We start from the raw sequence: 17,943 nt of genomic DNA, 5'->3' as shown, positions 1-17,943 counted from the left end.
ACGAGCCGGATCGGAAAGGCAGCATGCACCACTTTTCCCGTTGGAAAACATTTCTGATCTGGCTTGTCGTCGCCGCGGCGGCATTGGCCGCCGCGCCAAATCTCTTCTCCGCCAATACGCTTTCTTCTCTGCCGCAATGGCTGCCGCATAAGGCGCTGACGCCGGGCCTCGATATCGAGGGCGGCGCGCATCTGGTGGTGAAGGTTGAGCGGGCCGATATCGTCAAGAACCGGCTCGAAAACACCGTCGCCAGTGTCCGTTCGCGGCTTCGCGACGCGAATATCCGCTATACCGGTCTGGCAGGCAACGATCAGACCATCCAGGTCCGCATCACCGATCCCGCGCAGACCGACCAGGCCGCATCATTGCTTTCGCCGCTGGCAGTCGCCTCGGGCGGATCGGCAGATGCCGATTTCACGATCACGAAGAGCGCCGACGGGCAGCTGAACCTTGCAATCTCTGGCAAGTCGATCGATCGCGACCTGGCATCGGCTCTGCAACGCTCGATCGCCATCGTCGCGCATCGCGCCGTCGAAGCCGGTGGAGCCGATCCTGTGATCACCACCGAGGGCCGCGACCGGCTGACGGTGCAGATCCCCGGTCTCGGCGATCCGCAGCGCTTCAAGGATCTGCTCAGCCAGCCGGGCAAGATCACCTTCCGTCTGGTCGATGCGAGCGTGACGCCGCAGGATGCCATGGCAGGCACTGTTCCCGCCGGTTCCGAGATCGTCTACTCGCAGGACGATCCGCCGATCGCCTATCTCGTCGAACGCGCCGAGGTCATGCACCAGTCGGATCTCGGCGACTTTGCCGTCGAGCCGGGCAATTCGCCCGACGACTCGTTCCTGAGTTTCAACTTCAATCTCGACGGGTCCAGGCGCTTTGCCGATCTCGTCCAGAAGAATGCCGGACGCACGCTTGCCGTCCTTCTCGACGACCAGGTGTTGACGGCGCCCGAAATCAGCAAGCTGCAGGTGGGCGACAGCAGCCGCATTCCGCTGGCTTACGCACCCGATGAGACCGAGGATCTGGCCGCAATGCTACGCTCCGGTCCTCTTCCGGCTGGCCTGACCATCGTCGAGGAACGGACGATCGATCCGGGGCTCAGCGGCGGCGCGATCCGCGCCGGTCTGCTGGCCGGCATTATCGGCGCCGTCCTCGTTGCTGGGCTGATGATCGGCCTCTACGGCATGCTCGGTGTCATCGCCAGCCTTGCGCTGCTCGTCAACGTCCTGATGATCATCGCCGTTCTCAGCGTACTCGGCGCACCGCTGACGCTGCCGGGCGTTGCAGGCATCGTGCTGATGATCGGCATTGCCGTCGATGCCAGCGTGCTGATCTACGAGCGCATCCGCGAAGAGTTGAAAGCCGGACTGCATCTCGATCAGGCGATCTCGGCGGGGTATTCGCGCGCCTTCATGACCGTCGTAGATGCCAATATCACGACGCTGATCGCGTCGGCGATCCTCTTCTATCTCGGCAGCGATGCGATCCGCGGCTTTGCCGTAACGCTGGCGGCCGGCATCGTCACGACGGCATTCACCGCATTCCTGTTCACTCGTCCGCTGGTCGAGGCCTGGGTGCGCCGCCGCCGCTTGAAGCATCTGCCGAAAAGCGTGCACACCGACGTGTTCGACGGCACCTCTATCCGCTTCATGGGCATCCGCCGCTACAGCTTCACGGCGCTTGCCGCGCTGTCGCTGGTCTGCATGCTGGGCGTCGCCGCATCCGGCTTGCATCTCGGTGTCGATTTCACCGGTGGCTCGCTGATCGAGGCACGCTCGAAACAGGGACCTGCCGATCTCGAAGATATCCGCTCGCGGCTCAGTGAGCTCAATCTCGGCGACGTCGAGGTCAAGCGCCTGCGTGATCCGAACAGTGCTGCGATCCGCCTCCAGTCCCAGGGCGGCGGTGACAACGCCGAGCAATCGGCGATCTCGCTGGTTCGCAGCGAATTGCAGGACGAATATGATTTCCGCCGCGTCGATGTCGTCGGCCCGGCCGTCTCCGGAGAACTGGCGCGAACGGCAACGCTCGGCGTTCTGGCATCGCTGGCAGCGATCCTGATCTATATTTGGATCCGCTTCGAGTGGCAGTTTGCGATCGGCGCCATCATCGCCACGCTGCACGACGTCATCCTGACGCTCGGCTTCTTCGTCGTCACGGGCATCGAGTTCAATCTGACGAGCATTGCCGCGCTGCTTGTCATCGTCGGCTACTCGCTGAACGATACCGTGGTGGTCTACGACCGCATGCGCGAGAACCTGAAGCGCTACACGCGCATGCCGCTGCCGATCCTCATCGATGCATCGATCAACCAGACGCTGTCGCGCACCATCCTGACGGCGGCCACGACGCTGCTAGCGCTTCTGGCGCTGACATTGTTCGGCGGCGAAGTGATCCGTCCCTTCGCGCTGATCATGCTCTTCGGTGTTGCCGTTGGCACGTTTTCCTCCATCTATATTGCTGCGCCGGTCCTGATCCTTTTCAGGCTTCGCCCGAAATCCTATGACGACGAGGACGAAAACGAGACCGCGGGCGGCGCACCCGGAAAGGCTACAGTCTAAGTCATGGCAAGAGGCATCGAAATCCGCGCGGCACATTTTCCCGGCCGGGCGCCCATCGACAGCTATGGAAACGGCGGCTTCCGCTTCGCCGACATGTCGCATCGCGGCTCTATCCTCTGCCTGCCTTCGGGCATCTATGGATGGGAGATGGACGTGACGAAGCCGCTCTCGCCCGAAAATTTCATCCGCGTGCTCGAAGAGGCCGGCGATATCGAAGTGCTGCTGGTCGGCACCGGCCCGGAACTGAAACGCCTGCCGCCCGAGCTGAAGCAGGCGCTGAAGGCCCGCGGCATCTCGTCCGATCCGATGAGCACCGGCGCTGCCGTGCGCACCTACAATATCATGCTGGCCGAATCGCGGGCCGTCGCCGCAGCGTTGATCGCGGTCTGACCATGGCCGAGCAGACAATGACCAACCAGGAGATCTGCCTGGCGATGCTGCGCGACAGCGACCGGGACCGTTATCTCGCAAGCCTGCTGTCGCCGACGGACAAGCGTGCCGCACTTGTCGCTCTCTATGCCTTCAATGCCGAGCTCGCCAAGATCCGCGATCTCGTGCATGAGCCCCTGCCGGGGGAAGTGCGCATGCAATATTGGCGCGATCTGCTTGAGGGCAGCGCCCATGGCTCGACGGAAGCAAATCCCGCCGCCGCCGAGCTTCTGAGCGCGATCGAAACCCACCGCCTACCGCGGCAGACGCTGGTCGACATGATCGAAGCCCGCATCTTCGATCTCTATGACGATCCGATGGAGAGCCGCTCTTCGCTGGAAGGCTATGCGGGCGAAACCGCCTCGGCGCTGATCCAGCTGGCAAGCCTGGTATTGTCGCCGGAGGACGCGACGAAATCCGCCGATGCCGCCGGACATGCGGGCGTTGCGCAGGCGATTTCCGGTATGTTGCTGTTGATGCCGCTGCACCGCCACCGCGGCCAGGTCTATATTCCGCTGGAGATCCTGAGCGCGACCGGCCTCGACCGCGACAGTTTCATCGCAGGCACCGATAAGCCACGAATTTCCGCAGCGATCGAAGCCTTTGCCGGGCTCGGCCGCGATCATCTCGCCAAGGCACAAAAGGCGGCAATCCCGCCCTCCGTCTTTCCGGCTTTCCTGCCGGCAACGCTTGCCGGGCCGGTGCTGGCAAGGGCGCAACGGGCAGGGGCGGCGTTGTTCGACAGGCCGTTGCAGCAGCCGCAATGGCGCCGTCAGCTGCGAATGACCTTTGCCTTGATGCGCAAGAAAATCTGAGGCGAGTTCAAACTCGCGCAAGCCTCGGGCATTATAAGGCGGCAACCGCAATTCCGGATTGGAGACCGCGTTGAGCATTATCATCTGGTCGATCATTTTCGCTGGCCTGTTTCTCCTGGCTTTCGTCGCGACACGCATGGCGTCGCAGAACAAGGAAGAAGAGGGGCTGCGCGACATGGGGCTCGCGATCCTCGAGTTCAACCGCGCCTTTCCGCACGAGGCGATCCGCCAGCTTCAGGCGACGGCCGATGGCCAGGTGGTGTTCGTCAGATTGCACGACAACAAGGCCGGCTTCATGCGCAGCATGCACCGGCACTTCTCCTGCCATGTGCTGCAGCCGGGCAGGGTGCGGGTTGCAAGCTCGGAGACAGGCAAAGGATTGGTGATCGAGTTCCTCGATCACCCGCATCAGAACAGCACCTTCGAATTCGTTTCCGCCAAGGAGGCGTCCGAGGTCTCGCTGTGGCTGCTCGGCAATTATGTCGCCGATGCCGATCTGGTGCTGCCGCCGGCAGATGCGCCGGCAGCCAGCAATCAGTAAGCCGTCAGGCGCTTTCGGCCAGCGGCACGCTCTGGCCGAGCCATTCTGCGCAATCCGCAAGCGCCCGCTTGGCGATCAGCTGCCGCTTCATGATCGTCTTGTCCTTGCCGCGGAAGCGCTTGACGCCCTCAGGCTTGACGATCGAGCCCGGCTGCAATTCGGGAAACAGCCCGAAATTGATGTTCATCGGCTGGAACGACCGCTTGCCGGGCTCTTCGTCGGTGACGAGATGGCCGCCGGTAATGTGGCCGAGCAGCGAGCCAAGGGCCGTCGTGGACGGCGGCAGCGAGACCTCTTCGCCCTTCCGCTCGGAAGCGGCGAAACGTCCGGCCAGAAGACCGACGCTGGCGCTTTCGACATAGCCTTCGCAGCCGGTGATTTGCCCGGCGAAGCGCAGGCCCGGCCGCGACTTCAGCGTCAGGGAGCTGTCCAGAAGCGTCGGTGAATTGATATAGGTGTTGCGGTGCAAGCCGCCGAGGCGGGCAAATTCGGCATTTTCCAAGCCCGGGATCATTCGGAAGATATCCGCCTGGGCGCCGTATTTCAGCTTCGTCTGAAAACCGACCATATTGTAGAGCGTGCCGAGCGCATTGTCCTGGCGCAGCTGAACCACGGCATAAGCCTTGACCGTCGGATTGTGGGCGTTGGTGAGCCCCATCGGCTTCATCGGCCCGTGGCGCAGCGTTTCGCGGCCACGCTCGGCCATCACCTCGATCGGCAGGCAGCCATCGAAATAGGGCGTGCCTTCCCATTCCTTGAAGCCGACAGTGTCGCCCGCGATCAGCGCGTCGATGAAGGCGTTGTACTGCGCCTCGTCCATCGGGCAGTTGATATAGTCCTTGCCGGTGCCGCCGGGGCCAACCTTGTCGTAGCGCGACTGATACCAGCAGATATCCATGTCGATGCTTTCGCGGTAGACGATCGGCGCGATGGCATCGAAGAAGGCCAATGCATCGGCACCGGTTTCAGCCTGGATGGCCTCGGCAAGCGATGGCGCCGTCAGCGGGCCGGTGGCGACGATCGCCAGATCCCATTCCTTCGGCGGCAGGCCGGTGACTTCCTCGCGCACCACGGTGACAAGCGGATGCTCGTGGATCGCCTTGGTCACAGCATCCGAAAAGCCGTCGCGGTCGACGGCCAGCGCGCCGCCTGCCGGTACCTGATGCTTGTCGGCGCAGGCCATGATCAGCGAACCGGCCAGGCGCATTTCCGCATGGATGACGCCGACGGCATTGCTGGTGGCATCGTCGGAGCGGAAGGAATTGGAACAGACGAGCTCGGCAAGGCCGTCCGTCTTGTGTGCGTCGGTGCCGCGGACGCCGCGCATCTCGTGGAGGATGACGGGTACGCCAGCCTGGGCGATCTGCCAGGCTGCTTCGGAGCCTGCAAGGCCGCCGCCGACGACGTGGATGGGGGAATGGGAAGAGGTCTTGTTCATGCGCGGCTGATTATCACGGCTTGCCGACGCAGGAAACTCCCGCGTTCAAAAAGCGATCGCTTGCGGGAAGTCAGCTGAAGGCCGGTTCCCTTTCCAACTGGAGATGGACGGGACGCTGCATCGGCCGCTTCGCGACTTTCTTCGGCTTGGCTGCCCTGACCTTCTGAGCGGGCCTCTGTTCGCTGACGATGCGCCGAAGGGCATCGCGTGACTTTTCGACATAGGTCTGTTGCATCGCGTCCTCGAAATCGTAACGCTCGATCATCGAGAACACGCGCGCCGCTTCCTCCTTGCGTCCGGCGCCGGCGAGTGCCACACCCTGCTTGTAATGCGCCTGCGCGTCGAAGGGTGCGTTCTGGATGATCTTGCCGAAGGTGAGCGCCGCCGCGTCATAGCTGCCGAGCGCCAGTTGTGTTTCTCCGAGCTTCAGATAGACGGGCGCCACGTCCTTGACCCGTCCGATAAGCGCCGTGAAACCTGCCTCGGCCCCGTGCAGCTCACCCTTGTCGAACGCCAGGCTGGCGAGACCGAATTCGGCGCCGATATGGCCGGGGACCGTAAACGCAAGCTGCTTGAATGCCACTTCGGCATAGGCCTTCTCGCCGCGCCGGTACATTTCCAGCGCCCGCTCATAGACGAAGTCGATGCTCCGCCGGTTGATGATACCACCGAGATTCTGGCCAGTTCGCGTGCGGAAGACGGTGCAGGAAAGCTGCCGCTCCTCTGGACCGAACATGTATTTGTATGGCTCTGTGCCACGCAGGAAATCGTAGGTCGCAAAACCGTCGGCGATGGCGCGGCGAATGCAGTAGCCGTGCAGTATGAGACCGGGCGAGGGCGTCTTCCATTCCTCGTCGCGGCCGGTGATGTAGAACAGGATGGCTTTCTTCTGCCGATCGACGATATTGGCAAGCACGCCGAGTGGCCGGTCGCCATGCCAGAGAACGGGCACGTCGAGATTGCCGGTCGCAAAGCTGTCCATCAGCAGCGTGCGTGTCGCGCTGATCAGCTTGTCGATCCGTTCCACTCCCTTCTTCGCCAGCCATTTCGTCCGCCAGAACTGGAAGAGGATGTCGAGATCGCGATCGATCGTCTCCGGGGTCGCCATGGTGATGCGGAACTCTTCGCCACCATCCAGTTTGCGTAGGAAGCGCCGCAGCTTCTGCCGCGACTGGCTGCTCATGCTGCTGTCGAGATAGCCATCGAAGCTGTCGGGCAACAGGACGACGGGGCAGACGCAGTTGTCGATATTGTCGGCGTTGCGGATCGCGCTGTCGCGAAACATCACGTCCGGACCTTCGAGTTCGCGCAGGAAGGCTTTGCGCCGCTCCGGCGATCCATAGAAATACTCGACCTTCAGATGCGTCCAATTCTGCTGCTTGAGATAACGCGCGAAGCCTTCGATGGCGAACCGCTCATAGGCGGGATCAGCGAGAAACCCGGCATAATCAGCCGAATAATTGCCCGCCATTACGATCTCGTCGAAGAACAGGCCGGTCTTTTCGTCATGCTGGGTAAGAACCCGTAACGGAAAGAAGGCGACGTAAGGTGAACCTTCCGGCTTTTCCCGCAAGGCCAGAACAAACCAGCGGTTCCGCCGTGCAAGATAGGATCTGAGCCAGATCCAGGAGAGAAAATGCTGTGCGTGGGGGTCCTGCAGATAGACCCGGTCCCACTGCTCGCGGAGCTGGTCGAATCCAGCGTCCGTGTCGATCACGTCAATGCGCATTGCCCCCTCCCAACACCCCTTACACAGTTCGGGAGCCTGCATTCTATGGGGAAACGGCGGCCATCAAATATGCCGTTCGGATAAAACACCGGCATCAAATCGGGCTAGCATTTGCGGGTTATGGGGCCCTGAGCGGGTAATCCCGGCGCTTGCCGATGTGTTTGGCAAGCCTGCTGTTTTATAGGATCAGATGTTGGCCGACGCATGCTCGCTGGCGTGGATGAATTCCCAGAGCGATTTGCTGATAGCGACGATCTCGGCGATCGAGTGTTCCAGCGCCTGGATCTCTTTCTCATCGAGCTGCTCGACCTTGCCGTAGCGGATTTCCTTGTCGTCCTCGACAAGGCGCATCAGCTGCGTGGACGAGATCTGGCCGTTGTCGTCGAACGAATAGATGCAGTGATTGTATTTGTTGCGCATCCGCGATTCCCGCTTCAGCCGGCCCATCGTCTGAAGCACCGCCTTGCGGTCCGCCGGCGGCGTTGAGGGAAGTTTGGCGAGGCGCTCGACAAGGTCGATCCGGGCGCGGGTGGTATTCAGCGTCAGGAACACCACGATCGCCGCATCCTTCTCCACTTTCAGAAGGTGGGCGATGACATAGATCAGCAGGCTTTCGGTATTGGTCCAGACATAGTTCAGGCGCCCAACCCGCAACAGCACGTCAGACATGGCCGCCATAGAAGCCTCCAACAACCGATCCCGTGAAGGACAATACTGCAGATCGGAACGGGAGGCTTCTAATCTCTTCGTATTAGGGCGGTCAGCGCTCCTTGAAGGCCCGCGACATACTGTCGGTGATCGGCTTGGTGATGTATTCGAAGAATGTCCGCTCCGATGTCTGTATCAGCACATCGGCCGGCATCCCGGGTACCGGATGGAACCCATGCACCTTGGCAATCTCCGAATCCGGTATTTCGACGCGGACGATATAGACATCCTTGGTCTGCAGACCGGCATTCTCCTCGATCGAGTCCGCCGAGACGTAGAACACCTTGCCGTTGAGAACAGGCGTCGTGCGCCGGTTCAGCGCTGAAAGGCGGATCGCGGCCGTCTGGCCTTCATGCAGCTGGTCGATCGACGTGCGCAGAACCTGCGCCTCGATGATCAGCGGCACATGCGCCGGCAGGATTTCCATGATCGGCTTACCTGTGGTGATGACACCGCCCGCCGTATGGTAATAGGCGCGGATGACGGTACCGTTCACGGGCGAACGGATCACTGTCCGCTCGAGCACGCCCTGTGCCTCGCGGGCCTGTTCGCGCACGCTGTCGAGATCGGAATCAGCGCTTTCAAGCGCATCGAGCGCGGCCTGCTTGTTGGAGTTGACGGCGATAACGGCTTCCTGGCGGAACTTGGCGATTTCGGCTTCGCTCTCGTTTAGCTCGCCTTGCAGGCGCGAGATATCGCCCATGGCATCGGCCATGGCGCGCTCGATCGCCAGAAGGTCCGTCTTGCGCATGTACCCGACCTTGACGAGGCGAGCCTTGGAATCGCGCTCTTCGGTAAGCAGTGAAAGCTGCCGTTCGAAAGAATCCTTCTGGCCGCTATAACCCTTGAAGCGAAAGTCGAGCGAGGCGATGTTCTTGTCGATCAGGTTCAGCTGTTCTTCAAGTTTGACCTGCTTGCTGCGGAACACGATATTCTGGCTCTGGATGATCGAACCGACATCCGGATCGCTGGCCTCGGCCATGACGACCGCGGGGATCTTCAGATCCTTGTCGCCGGCAGCTTCGGCCCGCAACCGGGCGACTACCGCCTCCAGACGCAGCCGCCGGAGCTTGAGCATGCGGTCATTCGACAGCGCCGCTGTCGGGTCGAGGGTCAGGAGGACGTCACCTTCCTTGACGACGTCGCCTTCACTCACCCGCATGTCCTTGATGATGCCGCCCTCGAGATGCTGGACGACCTTGTTGTTGCCCGTGGCAACGAAGCTGCCCTGCGCGATGATCGCCGAGGCCAGCGGCGCCGTGCCGGCCCAGACGCCGAAACTGCCGAAGGAAGCAGCAAGGACGCTGAGGCCGATGATGCTGTGATAGCGGATCGAGCGCGGAACCTCGCTATACCATTCGACGGGATTGTTGCTCGTCTGCAGAGTGGTACTCGCCATTTCGATTTAACCTTCGATACGCGGCTGGGGACGATTGTTATTGTTGTTGCCCTGGATGGCTTGCAGCACTTCCATACGCTCGCCGAACATCCCGACCGAGCCATCCTTGAGCAGAAGGATCTTGTCTACGCACTGCAGCAGGGCAGGGCGTTGCGTGATGGTGACGGTGGTAATGCCCTGCTTCTTGGCATGGATCAGCGCGCGGGCAAGAGCTGCCTCACCCTGAGTGTCGAGGTTCGAGTTGGGCTCGTCGAGCACCACGAATTTCGGGCTGCCGAAGAAGGCGCGGGCCAGTGCGATACGCTGCTTCTGGCCGCCGGAGAGCGGCGCACCGTCGGCGGCAACGACCGTTTCATAGCCCTGCGGGAAGCTGGCGATCAGCTCATGGACGTCGGCAAGCACGGCCGCTTCGTAGATCTGGTGATCTTCGACATCGTCGCGCATGCGGCAGATGTTGGCCTTGATCGTTCCCGGGAACAGCTGCACGTCCTGCGGCAGATAGCCGATGCTTTCGCCGAACTGCCGCTGATCCCAGTTGCGCAGGTCCATGAGGTCGAGGCGCACGTTGCCGGAGGTCGGCAGGATCGAACCAACCAGCATCTTGCCGAGCGTCGTCTTGCCGGAACCCGAATTGCCGATGACCGCAAGGGATTCGCCCTTCTTCAGCGAGAAGGAGATGCCGTTGAGGATGACCTTCTTCTGTGGTGGCGGAACGAAGAGGATGCGCTCGACGTCGAGGCGTCCTTCCGGATTGGGCAGACGCAGGCGCGGGAAGTTCAGCGGCGAATTGATCAGCAGCTGTTTGATGCGGCCATAGGCGGCGGCAGAGCGGTTGAACTGATGCCAGCCTTCGATCGCGCCTTCGATCGGCGCCAGCGCGCGTCCGGAGACGATCGAAGCGGCGATGACCATGCCGCCCGTCAGCTCGCCTGACAGCGACAGATGCGCGCCCCAGCCAAGCAGTGCCACCTGCGTGATCATCCGGCAGGCCTTGGAGATGCCCGAGAAGATGATGTTGCGGTCTTGGGCGGCGACATGGCTTTTCAGCGATCCCGCCGTTTCCCGGCCCCACATCTTCACGGCTTCCGGGATCATCGCCAGTGCGTTGATGATCTGCGAATTGCGGGCCATCGAATCGAGATGGAAATTCGCGCGGCTGAGATAACCGTTGGCTTCGGCGAACGGGCGGGCCGTGAAGCGCTGGTTCAGATAGGCGATGAAGAAGAGCACCGCGCAGCAGACCATGATGATAATGCCGAGATGCGGGTGGACGAGATAGACCACGACGATGAACAGCGGCATCAGCGGTGCATCGAGGAAGGCGATCAGCGTGCCCGACGTGATGAAGCCGCGCAGCTGCTGCAGATCCTGCAGGATCTGATAGTCCTTGCCGGTTCCGTGCAGTGAGGCGCGGGCCGCGGCGCTGAGGATCGGCGCGCCGAGCTGCACTTCGAGCTCGACGGCCGTGCGCATCAGGATGAAGCGGCGGATGGAATCGAGAAATGCCTGGATCAGCACGGCGCCGAGCACGGCGATCGTCAGCATGACGAGCGTGTCGATCGACCGGCTGGTCAGCACGCGGTCGGAGATCTGGAAGAGATAGAGCGGGATCGCCAGCAGCAGCACGTTGATCGCAATGGTGAAGGCCATGACGATCACCATGTTGCGCCGGATCGCGGCAATGCCCTTGGCGAGGCTGGCTGCGAAATTCACCGGTTCGCTGCGCTTGTGGAAGTTGGCGCCGTTTCCGCCGCCTCCACCGCCGCCGCCACCTGAATCGGTATCCTTGCCGTTTCCGCCGCCACCGGTCTTCAGCCGGCGTTCGTTGTCCTGCAGCGGACCGGTATTGCCTTCGATGGTTTTGCCGAAGGGAATGGCGGCAGGGCTCTGTTTCAGTTCCGGCGCGGCCTCGGGTATGGCAATGGGAATTTCCGGGCTTTCAGGCGTCCGGCGCGCGACAGTCTCTTCCTCAACCGGTGCCACTTTCTCCATCACGGGCGCAACGGGTTCTTCAGCAGCGGCGATCGGTTCTGCGGGCGCGATGATTTCAGGCTCCGGAGCGAGCTCTTCGGCGACAAGCTCGATCGCAGGCTCTGCGGTCTTGGTCTCAACCTCGGCCGTTGCTTCGACGACGGTGTCCGCTTCTGCATCGATGACCACGGAGGGTTCGGCCTCAGCGGCCACTGCCGGAACTTCGGCGATATCTTCAACCGCAGCGGCACGGAACGCCGCATCGGCGCGCGCGGCGGATTCTGCCTGTGCCGCAGCCCTTGCGGCAGCACGCTTTGCCGTTAGCTGGCGAAGGTTCGCCACCGCATCGTCGATCGCCGACATGCACTCGTCGGTCATGTCCTCGTCGAAGGCACTGCCGCGGCGGCCAAGTCCCAAAGTCCGGCTTCCGGTGAAGGTGTTCTTTGGAATGTGATTCATGGGAGCGTTTCCCTCTACTCAAAACTATGCAGTGACGCCTTGCATCACGTCCGGGTGGGTCAGCGTCCATGAAAGATCGTGGCCGCCGTTGATTGTGGCGTCCTCGGAGCCTGCGTGATGCGTTGCGTCATCGCCGAGAAATGCGATGACCTCATTTGCAAGTGGCGCGGATTGCGGCTGGGAGGTGTCGTGTTCGACGAGGCCGCTCTGGATCAGGATGGCATCCGAATAGAGCTGTCCGCCGAGATAGGTCGTATGGCCGAACGTGTCGTAATCCAGGATCTGCGCGATATTGACGACAGCGTTGCTGCCGGTATCGACATGGATCGTGGCATTCTGGTTGTTCTGGGCGATCGCCGAGATCGCGTGGGTCACGTCGTCGGAATCGCCGAGCAGGCTGACCTGCTTGATGACGTTGACGTCGTAGAGATTGCCGGTGATGTAGAGGACGTTGAGCCCGGCCTGGCCTGCGAAATTGGCGTCATGCGCCAGCCCCGACGGCATCGATGCGTCACGCTCTTCGATCGCTTTCTGCGTCTGCACCATATAGTCTGGCATCGCCTGGAAACGGTCGTTGGCGCCGACATTGTGGATTTCGGCCAGGTTCCAGATCAGGTTGTTGCCTGACTGGATGGTCGCACCCGGAGCGCCGGGTTCGCCGCGTGCCCAATCGTTGTCATAGAGGACGGCGATCTGCGAAATGACATTCATGTCGAGGACGTTGCCGCCAACGATCACCAGATCATATTGCATGCCGATGCCGAACATCGACGCGAAATTCACGGATGCGTTGCCGCCCGTCAGCACGGTTGTTTCCGTGCCGGTGGCGGTAATCGTCATCGTGTCGTTGTCGTTGATGAAGTGATACTGCTCGATCCAGTTGACGAAGGACACGTCGCCATCGACGACGCTGACGCGCCAGGCGGTCGGGAAAATCGGGTCGTGACCTGTATCGGCTGAAGTCGCGTGTTGAGAGCCGCCATCGTCATAGACGCTGCGCTGGAAGCTCGCGATGTTCTTGGCGACAGTCGCGGCGCTTCCCGAGGTGTCGAACATGCTGTCGATATGGTCATGGTCGCTGTAGACGTAACTCTGCGAGATCGCGTCGATCTGATGGTAGTTGCCCATCACTGCGGTCACCGAGGATATGACGGCGGTATCGGTGATGGCGACGATATTGGCGAGCACATTGGCGCCGGCGGCCACGTCGAGGCTGTTGAGCGGTCCGCTATGCTGCTCGATCGGCAGGTCGGTCTTGCCGGTCTCGGGATCTTCCGGCGGCTTCGCGATGCCTCTGTCAGGCATGTAGTCGTCGAGAACGGGCGCTGCATCGGCGAGCTTGCCGTTGATGTAGATTTCACCTGTCAGCTCGGTGCCGCCGATGTCGCGGCCTGCATCGACATAGCTATAGGTCTGCCCGCTCGTATCGGTGTCGTCGCTGCCATAAGTCTGCAGCTCGCCGTCAGGGCCGGGTGTTCCCGACTCGAGGACCGAGTTGACATAGGTATGAATGTTGTCGGCAATCGTCTTCAGCGCATCGGCGCTGTCAGTGCGGTCGAGACTGATGAACGGTGACGCAGCTTCGGCCTTTTCCTGGAGATAGAGCAGTTGCGCAGTGACGAAGCTCGTATCCCGGAATTCGGCATCGCGGTCCGTCATGTTCAGATAGTCGTCGTCGTAGAGGATGTTCACCTGCGCGACATGCGCGACCATCGAGCCCGGTCCTTGAAAGACCTGCAGCTCCGGATCTTCACCGGGCATGCTGAAGCTCGGGATATAATGGAGGCCGCTGAAGTCGCGATGCGCGAGATCGGAAAGCTTCGCCAGGCTCTCTTCGAAGGCGTGCCCATAAAAGCGCGGGTGGGCGAAATTGATGTCGTAGGCCAACGAGCGGTACGGCGCGCTCGGGTCGAAGTCCTTGAGTTGCAGATCCGATGAAAACGCCGCCGCCCGGATTTCGTCCTCGGGCTGGATGGCGACGTCCTCATTCGGGCGTGCCCCTTCCGCATATGCATTGCGTGCTCTCGCCTCTTCGACCGCCGTATCGAATAGACCGATGAAGTGCGCAATGATTTCGGAAATCTTCTCGCTATGCATGATGGCCCCTCCCGTTTGACACGGTGTCCGGCCTGATCTGCAGCATATCCGCCCATGGATACTCTCGTGTGCTGCGTTTCAAGCCGCCAAACTGCACCGGCGCGAACGCCGGTGCAGCAGGTCTTGGACGTTGCTTGAGGTTACGCGGCACCGCCGTCGTGCGAGTCCTGGCCCGTGGTATGCGAGTCATGTCCGATCGCATCGAACGTGTTGCTGAGCATGTTCGCGCCCTGCACGAGTTCCATGTGGATACCCGAATTCGCAAGGATCGCAGATGCGTCCGCAACGCTCGAACCGTTGACGTCGTCGCCTGCGCCGCCGGTCCAGCCGCCATGATGGCTGAGGTCCATACCGTCAGCACCATGTGCGTTACCGCCATCCACCGACAGTTTGTTGTCGGCGTTGGAAGCATCCATCTTCATGCCCCAGGACGTGTCCTGGTCCGCCAGGTGGTTTGCCTGGATCGCACTGAAGGCGTTGCCGTTGTTGAAGGCACCGTTCAGGATGTTGTCGATGTCAAGCGTGAAGGAGAAGTTGTCGCCGAGGTTGAAGTTGACGTCGTTGCCGGCCACCCCAAGATTGTCGAAGTCCTTGACGTCGTGAATGGTCGCGAAGTCGGTATCGGTCTTGTTGAAGCTGTCGGCAGTGTTCGTCGTGTCGTTGTCGGTCTTGTTGAAGCTGTCAGCCGTATTGAAGCTGTCCGATGTCGTGGTCGTCTTGACGTCGGTATCGGTGACCGTCTTGATGTCGGTGTCGGTCTTCGTGTTGATATCGTTGTCGCTGTACGACTTGCTGTCGTAGCTCCAGTCATAGTCCGACTTCACATTGGTATCAGCGTCGTTGATGTTGGTGTTGGTCGTCGTATTCGTGGTCTTGCTGTCGTAATCCCAATCGTAGCTGTTGTCGCGATTGTTGCCGTTCAGCAGGTCGAGCGTCGCATCGACGGTGATATCCGAGCTGTTGTCGCTATGATCACTGTTGTCGCTGTTGTCGCTATTATCGCTGTTGTCGGTATTGGTCGTGTTGTCACGATTGTCGCCATTGGCGAGGCCGCCAATATAAGCGGTGGAATTATCCGAAGTGTCCGGATCATTGATTGCGGTATTGCCCAGGAAGCCGTCTGCAAGCGCACCGATGTTATTGGTCTCGGTGTCGCCGCCCGGCTGATAATTCTGGCTCATTTCGCTTCCTCCAAAGGAATTCGGAGCAGTGTGCGAAATCCCTCTCATCTCAAATGGGATTTTACTCGCGCTTACTCCGATACTGATTACTCATATGCAGATGTATGCATTACCTGGTCATCTGCGGTTCAATTCCGGTTTGTTGGCCAAACCTGATGTATTGGATTGCGCGTAACTCAGTACAAGGACGCGCAGATCTAGCTCCGCAATCATGTGATTGAAGACTTCATGCTTTCAGTTGTTTGAGTTGCCCCAATGGAAAAGCAGAGATATCGCAGTCGCGAGGGGATATTCCGCGTTTCCGGTGCCGCAATTGAGCGACAATACGACTTTGACCGAGAAGAACCGAGCTTCCTAGATACCAATTCGGGCTAGCGCGTTGGAACTCACTGTCGCTCGCCCGGACTGATCAAGGCGTTTCAAGATGACCTCTGTTCGCTGGCAATGAAACCGCATGCAGCCACCCCCATTTGCGGGCAATTGGGCCGCTTCGTTTCGCTCCACCTCTAAGTCAAAAGTCTTGCATAAGTAACATTCCGGTTAATTGGCGCTGTCCAAAAGAGTGAAAAAGACGACGCGCCTACTATTGGTTCGAAAATACCATAAAGGACCAAAAATAACCGACTATATACCCCATAAGTTATCTAGGATGGGGTGGATACAACCAGAACAATAGGAAATGTCATTGTATATTTACAAAAACTAACCCGTTTGGGCCATTTCCTTCAATGGAACTTCGTATTACCATAATTAAGAAATGGCTAACTAATGAAGACGGGAATTACGAGGGGTGCCCGTCCGGGCCGCCCGGAAGTATCACTCAAAGCATTTGTAACGTGTAACGCTATGGGGAGGCGTAAATGTTCATGACTGCGTCGAAGACTGGTGATGCCGATCAGAGCCGAAAGTTCGGTCCGGCCGGGGACACAATACTTGTCATTGCGAATGCCGACTTGTTCTCCGAATGCCTCGTCGAGGCGCTGGCGAAGAAGTTTCCGAGTTGCGAAGTCATCAGCAGGGGCTATTCCAAGGCCATGCTGCAGAATGATGCCAACGACGCCACGCTGGTTCTCTTCTACCACATTACCGGAACGGAGCTCAGCGATGCTCTGGCGACTGTCAGGGAAAATCATCCAGCGACATCGATCGGTCTCGTCGTCGAAGCGATCGACATGATGGAGCCCTATATCAACCGGCTCGTCGAGGCCCGCGTCATCGATGGCGTCCTGCCGCTCAACCTGAGGCTCGACGTGTTCATGGCAGCCGTCGATCTTCTGATGAAGGGTGGCGAGCATTTCCCGTCGGCACTGCTGAACCGCCTGACCAACCAGGCACCCGAGCGCTCGCTTTACGAAGCACGCTCCGTTGCTGTGGCCGGGGCAGGGGCGATGCGGCTGAGACAGGGCGATATGTCGTCCCTGACGACGCGCGAGGTGCAGATCCTTGATCTGATCTGTAAGGGCACGCAGAACAAGATCATTGCCGATGAACTCCATCTGTCGGAGAACACGGTCAAGGTTCACGTCCGCAACATCTACAAGAAGATGAATGTGCGCAATCGCACCGAAGCAGCCTCGCGGTTCTTCAGCAGCGAAGCGAACAATCCGACGGGAAGATGGCGGAACTGATTACCGGTCAATATGATCAATGAGCAGGCCGCGCGAAACAGCGCGGCTTCTCCAGCCGGTAGCGTTGCAGACGTCGATGCGCTGATGCGCGTGTCCGCAGTCAGGCGAAGCGCAAACCGCGCATAATTCTCAATCACAAAGAATCTGATGAATCCGCGTTCGTTTGAACGGGCGGCTGTTCAACGGTGAGCACCGGCGACTTGCCGGCTTGCGAACGGGCCTGAAAACGAAAACGGCGCCTAACGGCGCCGTTTTGGGTGTATCGCATTCGCCGCGGATTAGCGGAACGAACGGGATGCAATGTTACGGATCTCGTAGCGGCTGATGCCGATATCGGAGAGGGTCTGGTTGGACAGGTTGCCGAGTTCGTTAAGCGTACGGCGGTAGCTAATCCAGCTCTTTGCAATGCGGATCGGGTTCATTGTCTTCATCCTTAGAAGTGTCTCGCGGCCGGCGTCATCGCCGTCTCTGCGCTTGGACATTCATATAGTGGATCTCTGTCATATTGTGCAGTGCAAAGAAAAGGCATCTGCTATGCGTTTGTGCAATGATCTGCCCGCGAAATGCGCAGGTGTGATTTTTTGAGCGGCTAAATTGAGCCTTTTTATCTGCAACTCTTACGAAAGTGTAAATTTCAAACAAAAGAAAACGCCCGTTGCGTGAGCACCGGGCGTTTTGAGAAGGAGATCAGCTTGGGAGGACGCTGATCGCCTGAATTAGCGGGCAGCTGCCTCGCGAGCGACGCGATGGATTTCCGACCGGTCGATGCCGAGATCGTGCAATTCGCGGTTGCTCATGCGGCCGAGTTCGCTGACGGTCTGACGGTACTTGCGCCAGTTGTTGAAAGAGCGGGTAATGTTCATTTTGATCCCCTTTCCGAGGGTTCGCATCTGCCAGCTGCAGCCTATCCGCGCTGGCTTTCATTTGATGAGCTGAATATATGCTGCGCCGCAAAGAACGAATAGAGACAAGATTTCAAGT

The 17,943-nt window shown here is 60.0% G+C and carries 14 protein-coding genes; 5 read left to right on the top strand and 9 right to left on the bottom strand.

Features of this window, described 5'->3' with window-relative positions; all coding sequences use genetic code 11:
• Positions 1-23 precede the first annotated feature (23 nt).
• The 4 genes from secDF to AC1DNK_RS18755 all read left to right on the top strand — a co-directional run bounded on the left by secDF (position 24) and on the right by AC1DNK_RS18755 (position 4,352).
• The gene (gene secDF, locus AC1DNK_RS18770) at positions 24-2,567 is read left to right on the top strand and encodes a protein translocase subunit SecDF (RefSeq protein ID WP_477942724.1); all 2,544 of its coding nucleotides are present in this window, start codon (positions 24-26) and stop codon (positions 2,565-2,567) included.
• A gap of 3 nt (positions 2,568-2,570) precedes the next feature.
• On the top strand, positions 2,571-2,957 hold the full coding sequence (locus AC1DNK_RS18765) for an Mth938-like domain-containing protein (RefSeq protein ID WP_112518656.1): 387 nt from the start codon (positions 2,571-2,573) through the stop codon (positions 2,955-2,957).
• Positions 2,958-2,959: 2 nt separating this feature from the next.
• On the top strand, positions 2,960-3,811 hold the full coding sequence (locus AC1DNK_RS18760; protein ID WP_477942722.1) for a phytoene/squalene synthase family protein: 852 nt from the start codon (positions 2,960-2,962) through the stop codon (positions 3,809-3,811).
• Between the two features lie 70 nt (positions 3,812-3,881).
• Positions 3,882-4,352, top strand: coding sequence for a hypothetical protein (locus AC1DNK_RS18755; protein ID WP_112518654.1), 471 nt, complete (start codon positions 3,882-3,884; stop codon positions 4,350-4,352).
• Between the two features lie 4 nt (positions 4,353-4,356).
• Here the strand turns inward: AC1DNK_RS18755 and trmFO are convergent, their stop codons facing one another.
• From trmFO to AC1DNK_RS18720, 7 genes are all read right to left on the bottom strand, one after another.
• Positions 4,357-5,790 carry a methylenetetrahydrofolate--tRNA-(uracil(54)-C(5))-methyltransferase (FADH(2)-oxidizing) TrmFO gene (gene trmFO / locus AC1DNK_RS18750; protein ID WP_477942720.1) on the bottom strand — a complete coding sequence of 478 codons (1,434 nt, stop codon included), beginning with the start codon at positions 5,788-5,790 and terminating at the stop codon, positions 4,357-4,359.
• Between the two features lie 70 nt (positions 5,791-5,860).
• Complete coding sequence (locus AC1DNK_RS18745; protein ID WP_477942718.1) at positions 5,861-7,519, bottom strand: GNAT family N-acetyltransferase; 1,659 nt, start codon at positions 7,517-7,519, stop codon at positions 5,861-5,863.
• A gap of 186 nt (positions 7,520-7,705) precedes the next feature.
• Entirely contained in the window at positions 7,706-8,197 is a 492-nt protein-coding gene (locus AC1DNK_RS18740; RefSeq protein ID WP_477942716.1) for a hypothetical protein, read from the bottom strand.
• Between the two features lie 82 nt (positions 8,198-8,279).
• Positions 8,280-9,626 (bottom strand): HlyD family type I secretion periplasmic adaptor subunit, encoded by a 1,347-nt coding sequence (locus AC1DNK_RS18735; RefSeq protein ID WP_477942714.1) that lies wholly within the window; start codon positions 9,624-9,626, stop codon positions 8,280-8,282.
• 6 nt (positions 9,627-9,632) lie between these two features.
• Complete coding sequence (locus AC1DNK_RS18730) at positions 9,633-12,056, bottom strand: type I secretion system permease/ATPase (protein ID WP_477942712.1); 2,424 nt, start codon at positions 12,054-12,056, stop codon at positions 9,633-9,635.
• 24 nt (positions 12,057-12,080) lie between these two features.
• On the bottom strand, positions 12,081-14,153 hold the full coding sequence (locus AC1DNK_RS18725) for a hypothetical protein (RefSeq protein ID WP_477942711.1): 2,073 nt from the start codon (positions 14,151-14,153) through the stop codon (positions 12,081-12,083).
• 140 nt (positions 14,154-14,293) lie between these two features.
• Entirely contained in the window at positions 14,294-15,334 is a 1,041-nt protein-coding gene (locus tag AC1DNK_RS18720; RefSeq protein WP_112387989.1) for a fibrinogen-binding protein, read from the bottom strand.
• A gap of 860 nt (positions 15,335-16,194) precedes the next feature.
• Here AC1DNK_RS18720 and AC1DNK_RS18715 point away from each other — a divergent pair.
• A complete protein-coding gene (locus AC1DNK_RS18715; protein WP_112387990.1) occupies positions 16,195-16,962 on the top strand; it encodes a helix-turn-helix transcriptional regulator in 768 nt (255 codons plus the stop codon).
• A gap of 278 nt (positions 16,963-17,240) precedes the next feature.
• Here the strand turns inward: AC1DNK_RS18715 and AC1DNK_RS18710 are convergent, their stop codons facing one another.
• Both AC1DNK_RS18710 and AC1DNK_RS18705 read right to left on the bottom strand, forming a co-directional pair.
• Entirely contained in the window at positions 17,241-17,384 is a 144-nt protein-coding gene (locus AC1DNK_RS18710) for a DUF1127 domain-containing protein (protein ID WP_074061123.1), read from the bottom strand.
• 294 nt (positions 17,385-17,678) lie between these two features.
• Positions 17,679-17,825, bottom strand: coding sequence for a DUF1127 domain-containing protein (locus AC1DNK_RS18705; RefSeq protein WP_112387991.1), 147 nt, complete (start codon positions 17,823-17,825; stop codon positions 17,679-17,681).
• Positions 17,826-17,943: the final 118 nt, after the last annotated feature.

The organism is Rhizobium sp. 01N424 (assembly GCF_056399485.1).
The sequence above is the reverse complement of the archived record's forward strand: the minus strand, read 5'-3'. Positions and strand labels throughout refer to the sequence as shown.

Excerpts from the sequence above, each read along its gene's own strand:
- secDF (WP_477942724.1), top strand. The coding sequence starts at position 24 with ATGCACCACTTTTCCCGTTGGAAAACATTTCTGATCTGGCTTGTCGTC.
- AC1DNK_RS18765 (WP_112518656.1), top strand. The coding sequence starts at position 2,571 with ATGGCAAGAGGCATCGAAATCCGCGCGGCACATTTTCCCGGCCGGGCG.
- AC1DNK_RS18760 (WP_477942722.1), top strand. The coding sequence starts at position 2,960 with ATGGCCGAGCAGACAATGACCAACCAGGAGATCTGCCTGGCGATGCTG.
- trmFO (WP_477942720.1), bottom strand. The coding sequence starts at position 5,790 with ATGAACAAGACCTCTTCCCATTCCCCCATCCACGTCGTCGGCGGCGGC.
- AC1DNK_RS18745 (WP_477942718.1), bottom strand. The coding sequence starts at position 7,519 with ATGCGCATTGACGTGATCGACACGGACGCTGGATTCGACCAGCTCCGC.
- AC1DNK_RS18740 (WP_477942716.1), bottom strand. The coding sequence starts at position 8,197 with ATGGCGGCCATGTCTGACGTGCTGTTGCGGGTTGGGCGCCTGAACTAT.
- AC1DNK_RS18735 (WP_477942714.1), bottom strand. The coding sequence starts at position 9,626 with ATGGCGAGTACCACTCTGCAGACGAGCAACAATCCCGTCGAATGGTAT.
- AC1DNK_RS18730 (WP_477942712.1), bottom strand. The coding sequence starts at position 12,056 with ATGAATCACATTCCAAAGAACACCTTCACCGGAAGCCGGACTTTGGGA.
- AC1DNK_RS18725 (WP_477942711.1), bottom strand. The coding sequence starts at position 14,153 with ATGCATAGCGAGAAGATTTCCGAAATCATTGCGCACTTCATCGGTCTA.
- AC1DNK_RS18720 (WP_112387989.1), bottom strand. The coding sequence starts at position 15,334 with ATGAGCCAGAATTATCAGCCGGGCGGCGACACCGAGACCAATAACATC.
- AC1DNK_RS18715 (WP_112387990.1), top strand. The coding sequence starts at position 16,195 with ATGTTCATGACTGCGTCGAAGACTGGTGATGCCGATCAGAGCCGAAAG.
- AC1DNK_RS18710 (WP_074061123.1), bottom strand. The coding sequence starts at position 17,384 with ATGAACCCGATCCGCATTGCAAAGAGCTGGATTAGCTACCGCCGTACG.
- AC1DNK_RS18705 (WP_112387991.1), bottom strand. The coding sequence starts at position 17,825 with ATGAACATTACCCGCTCTTTCAACAACTGGCGCAAGTACCGTCAGACC.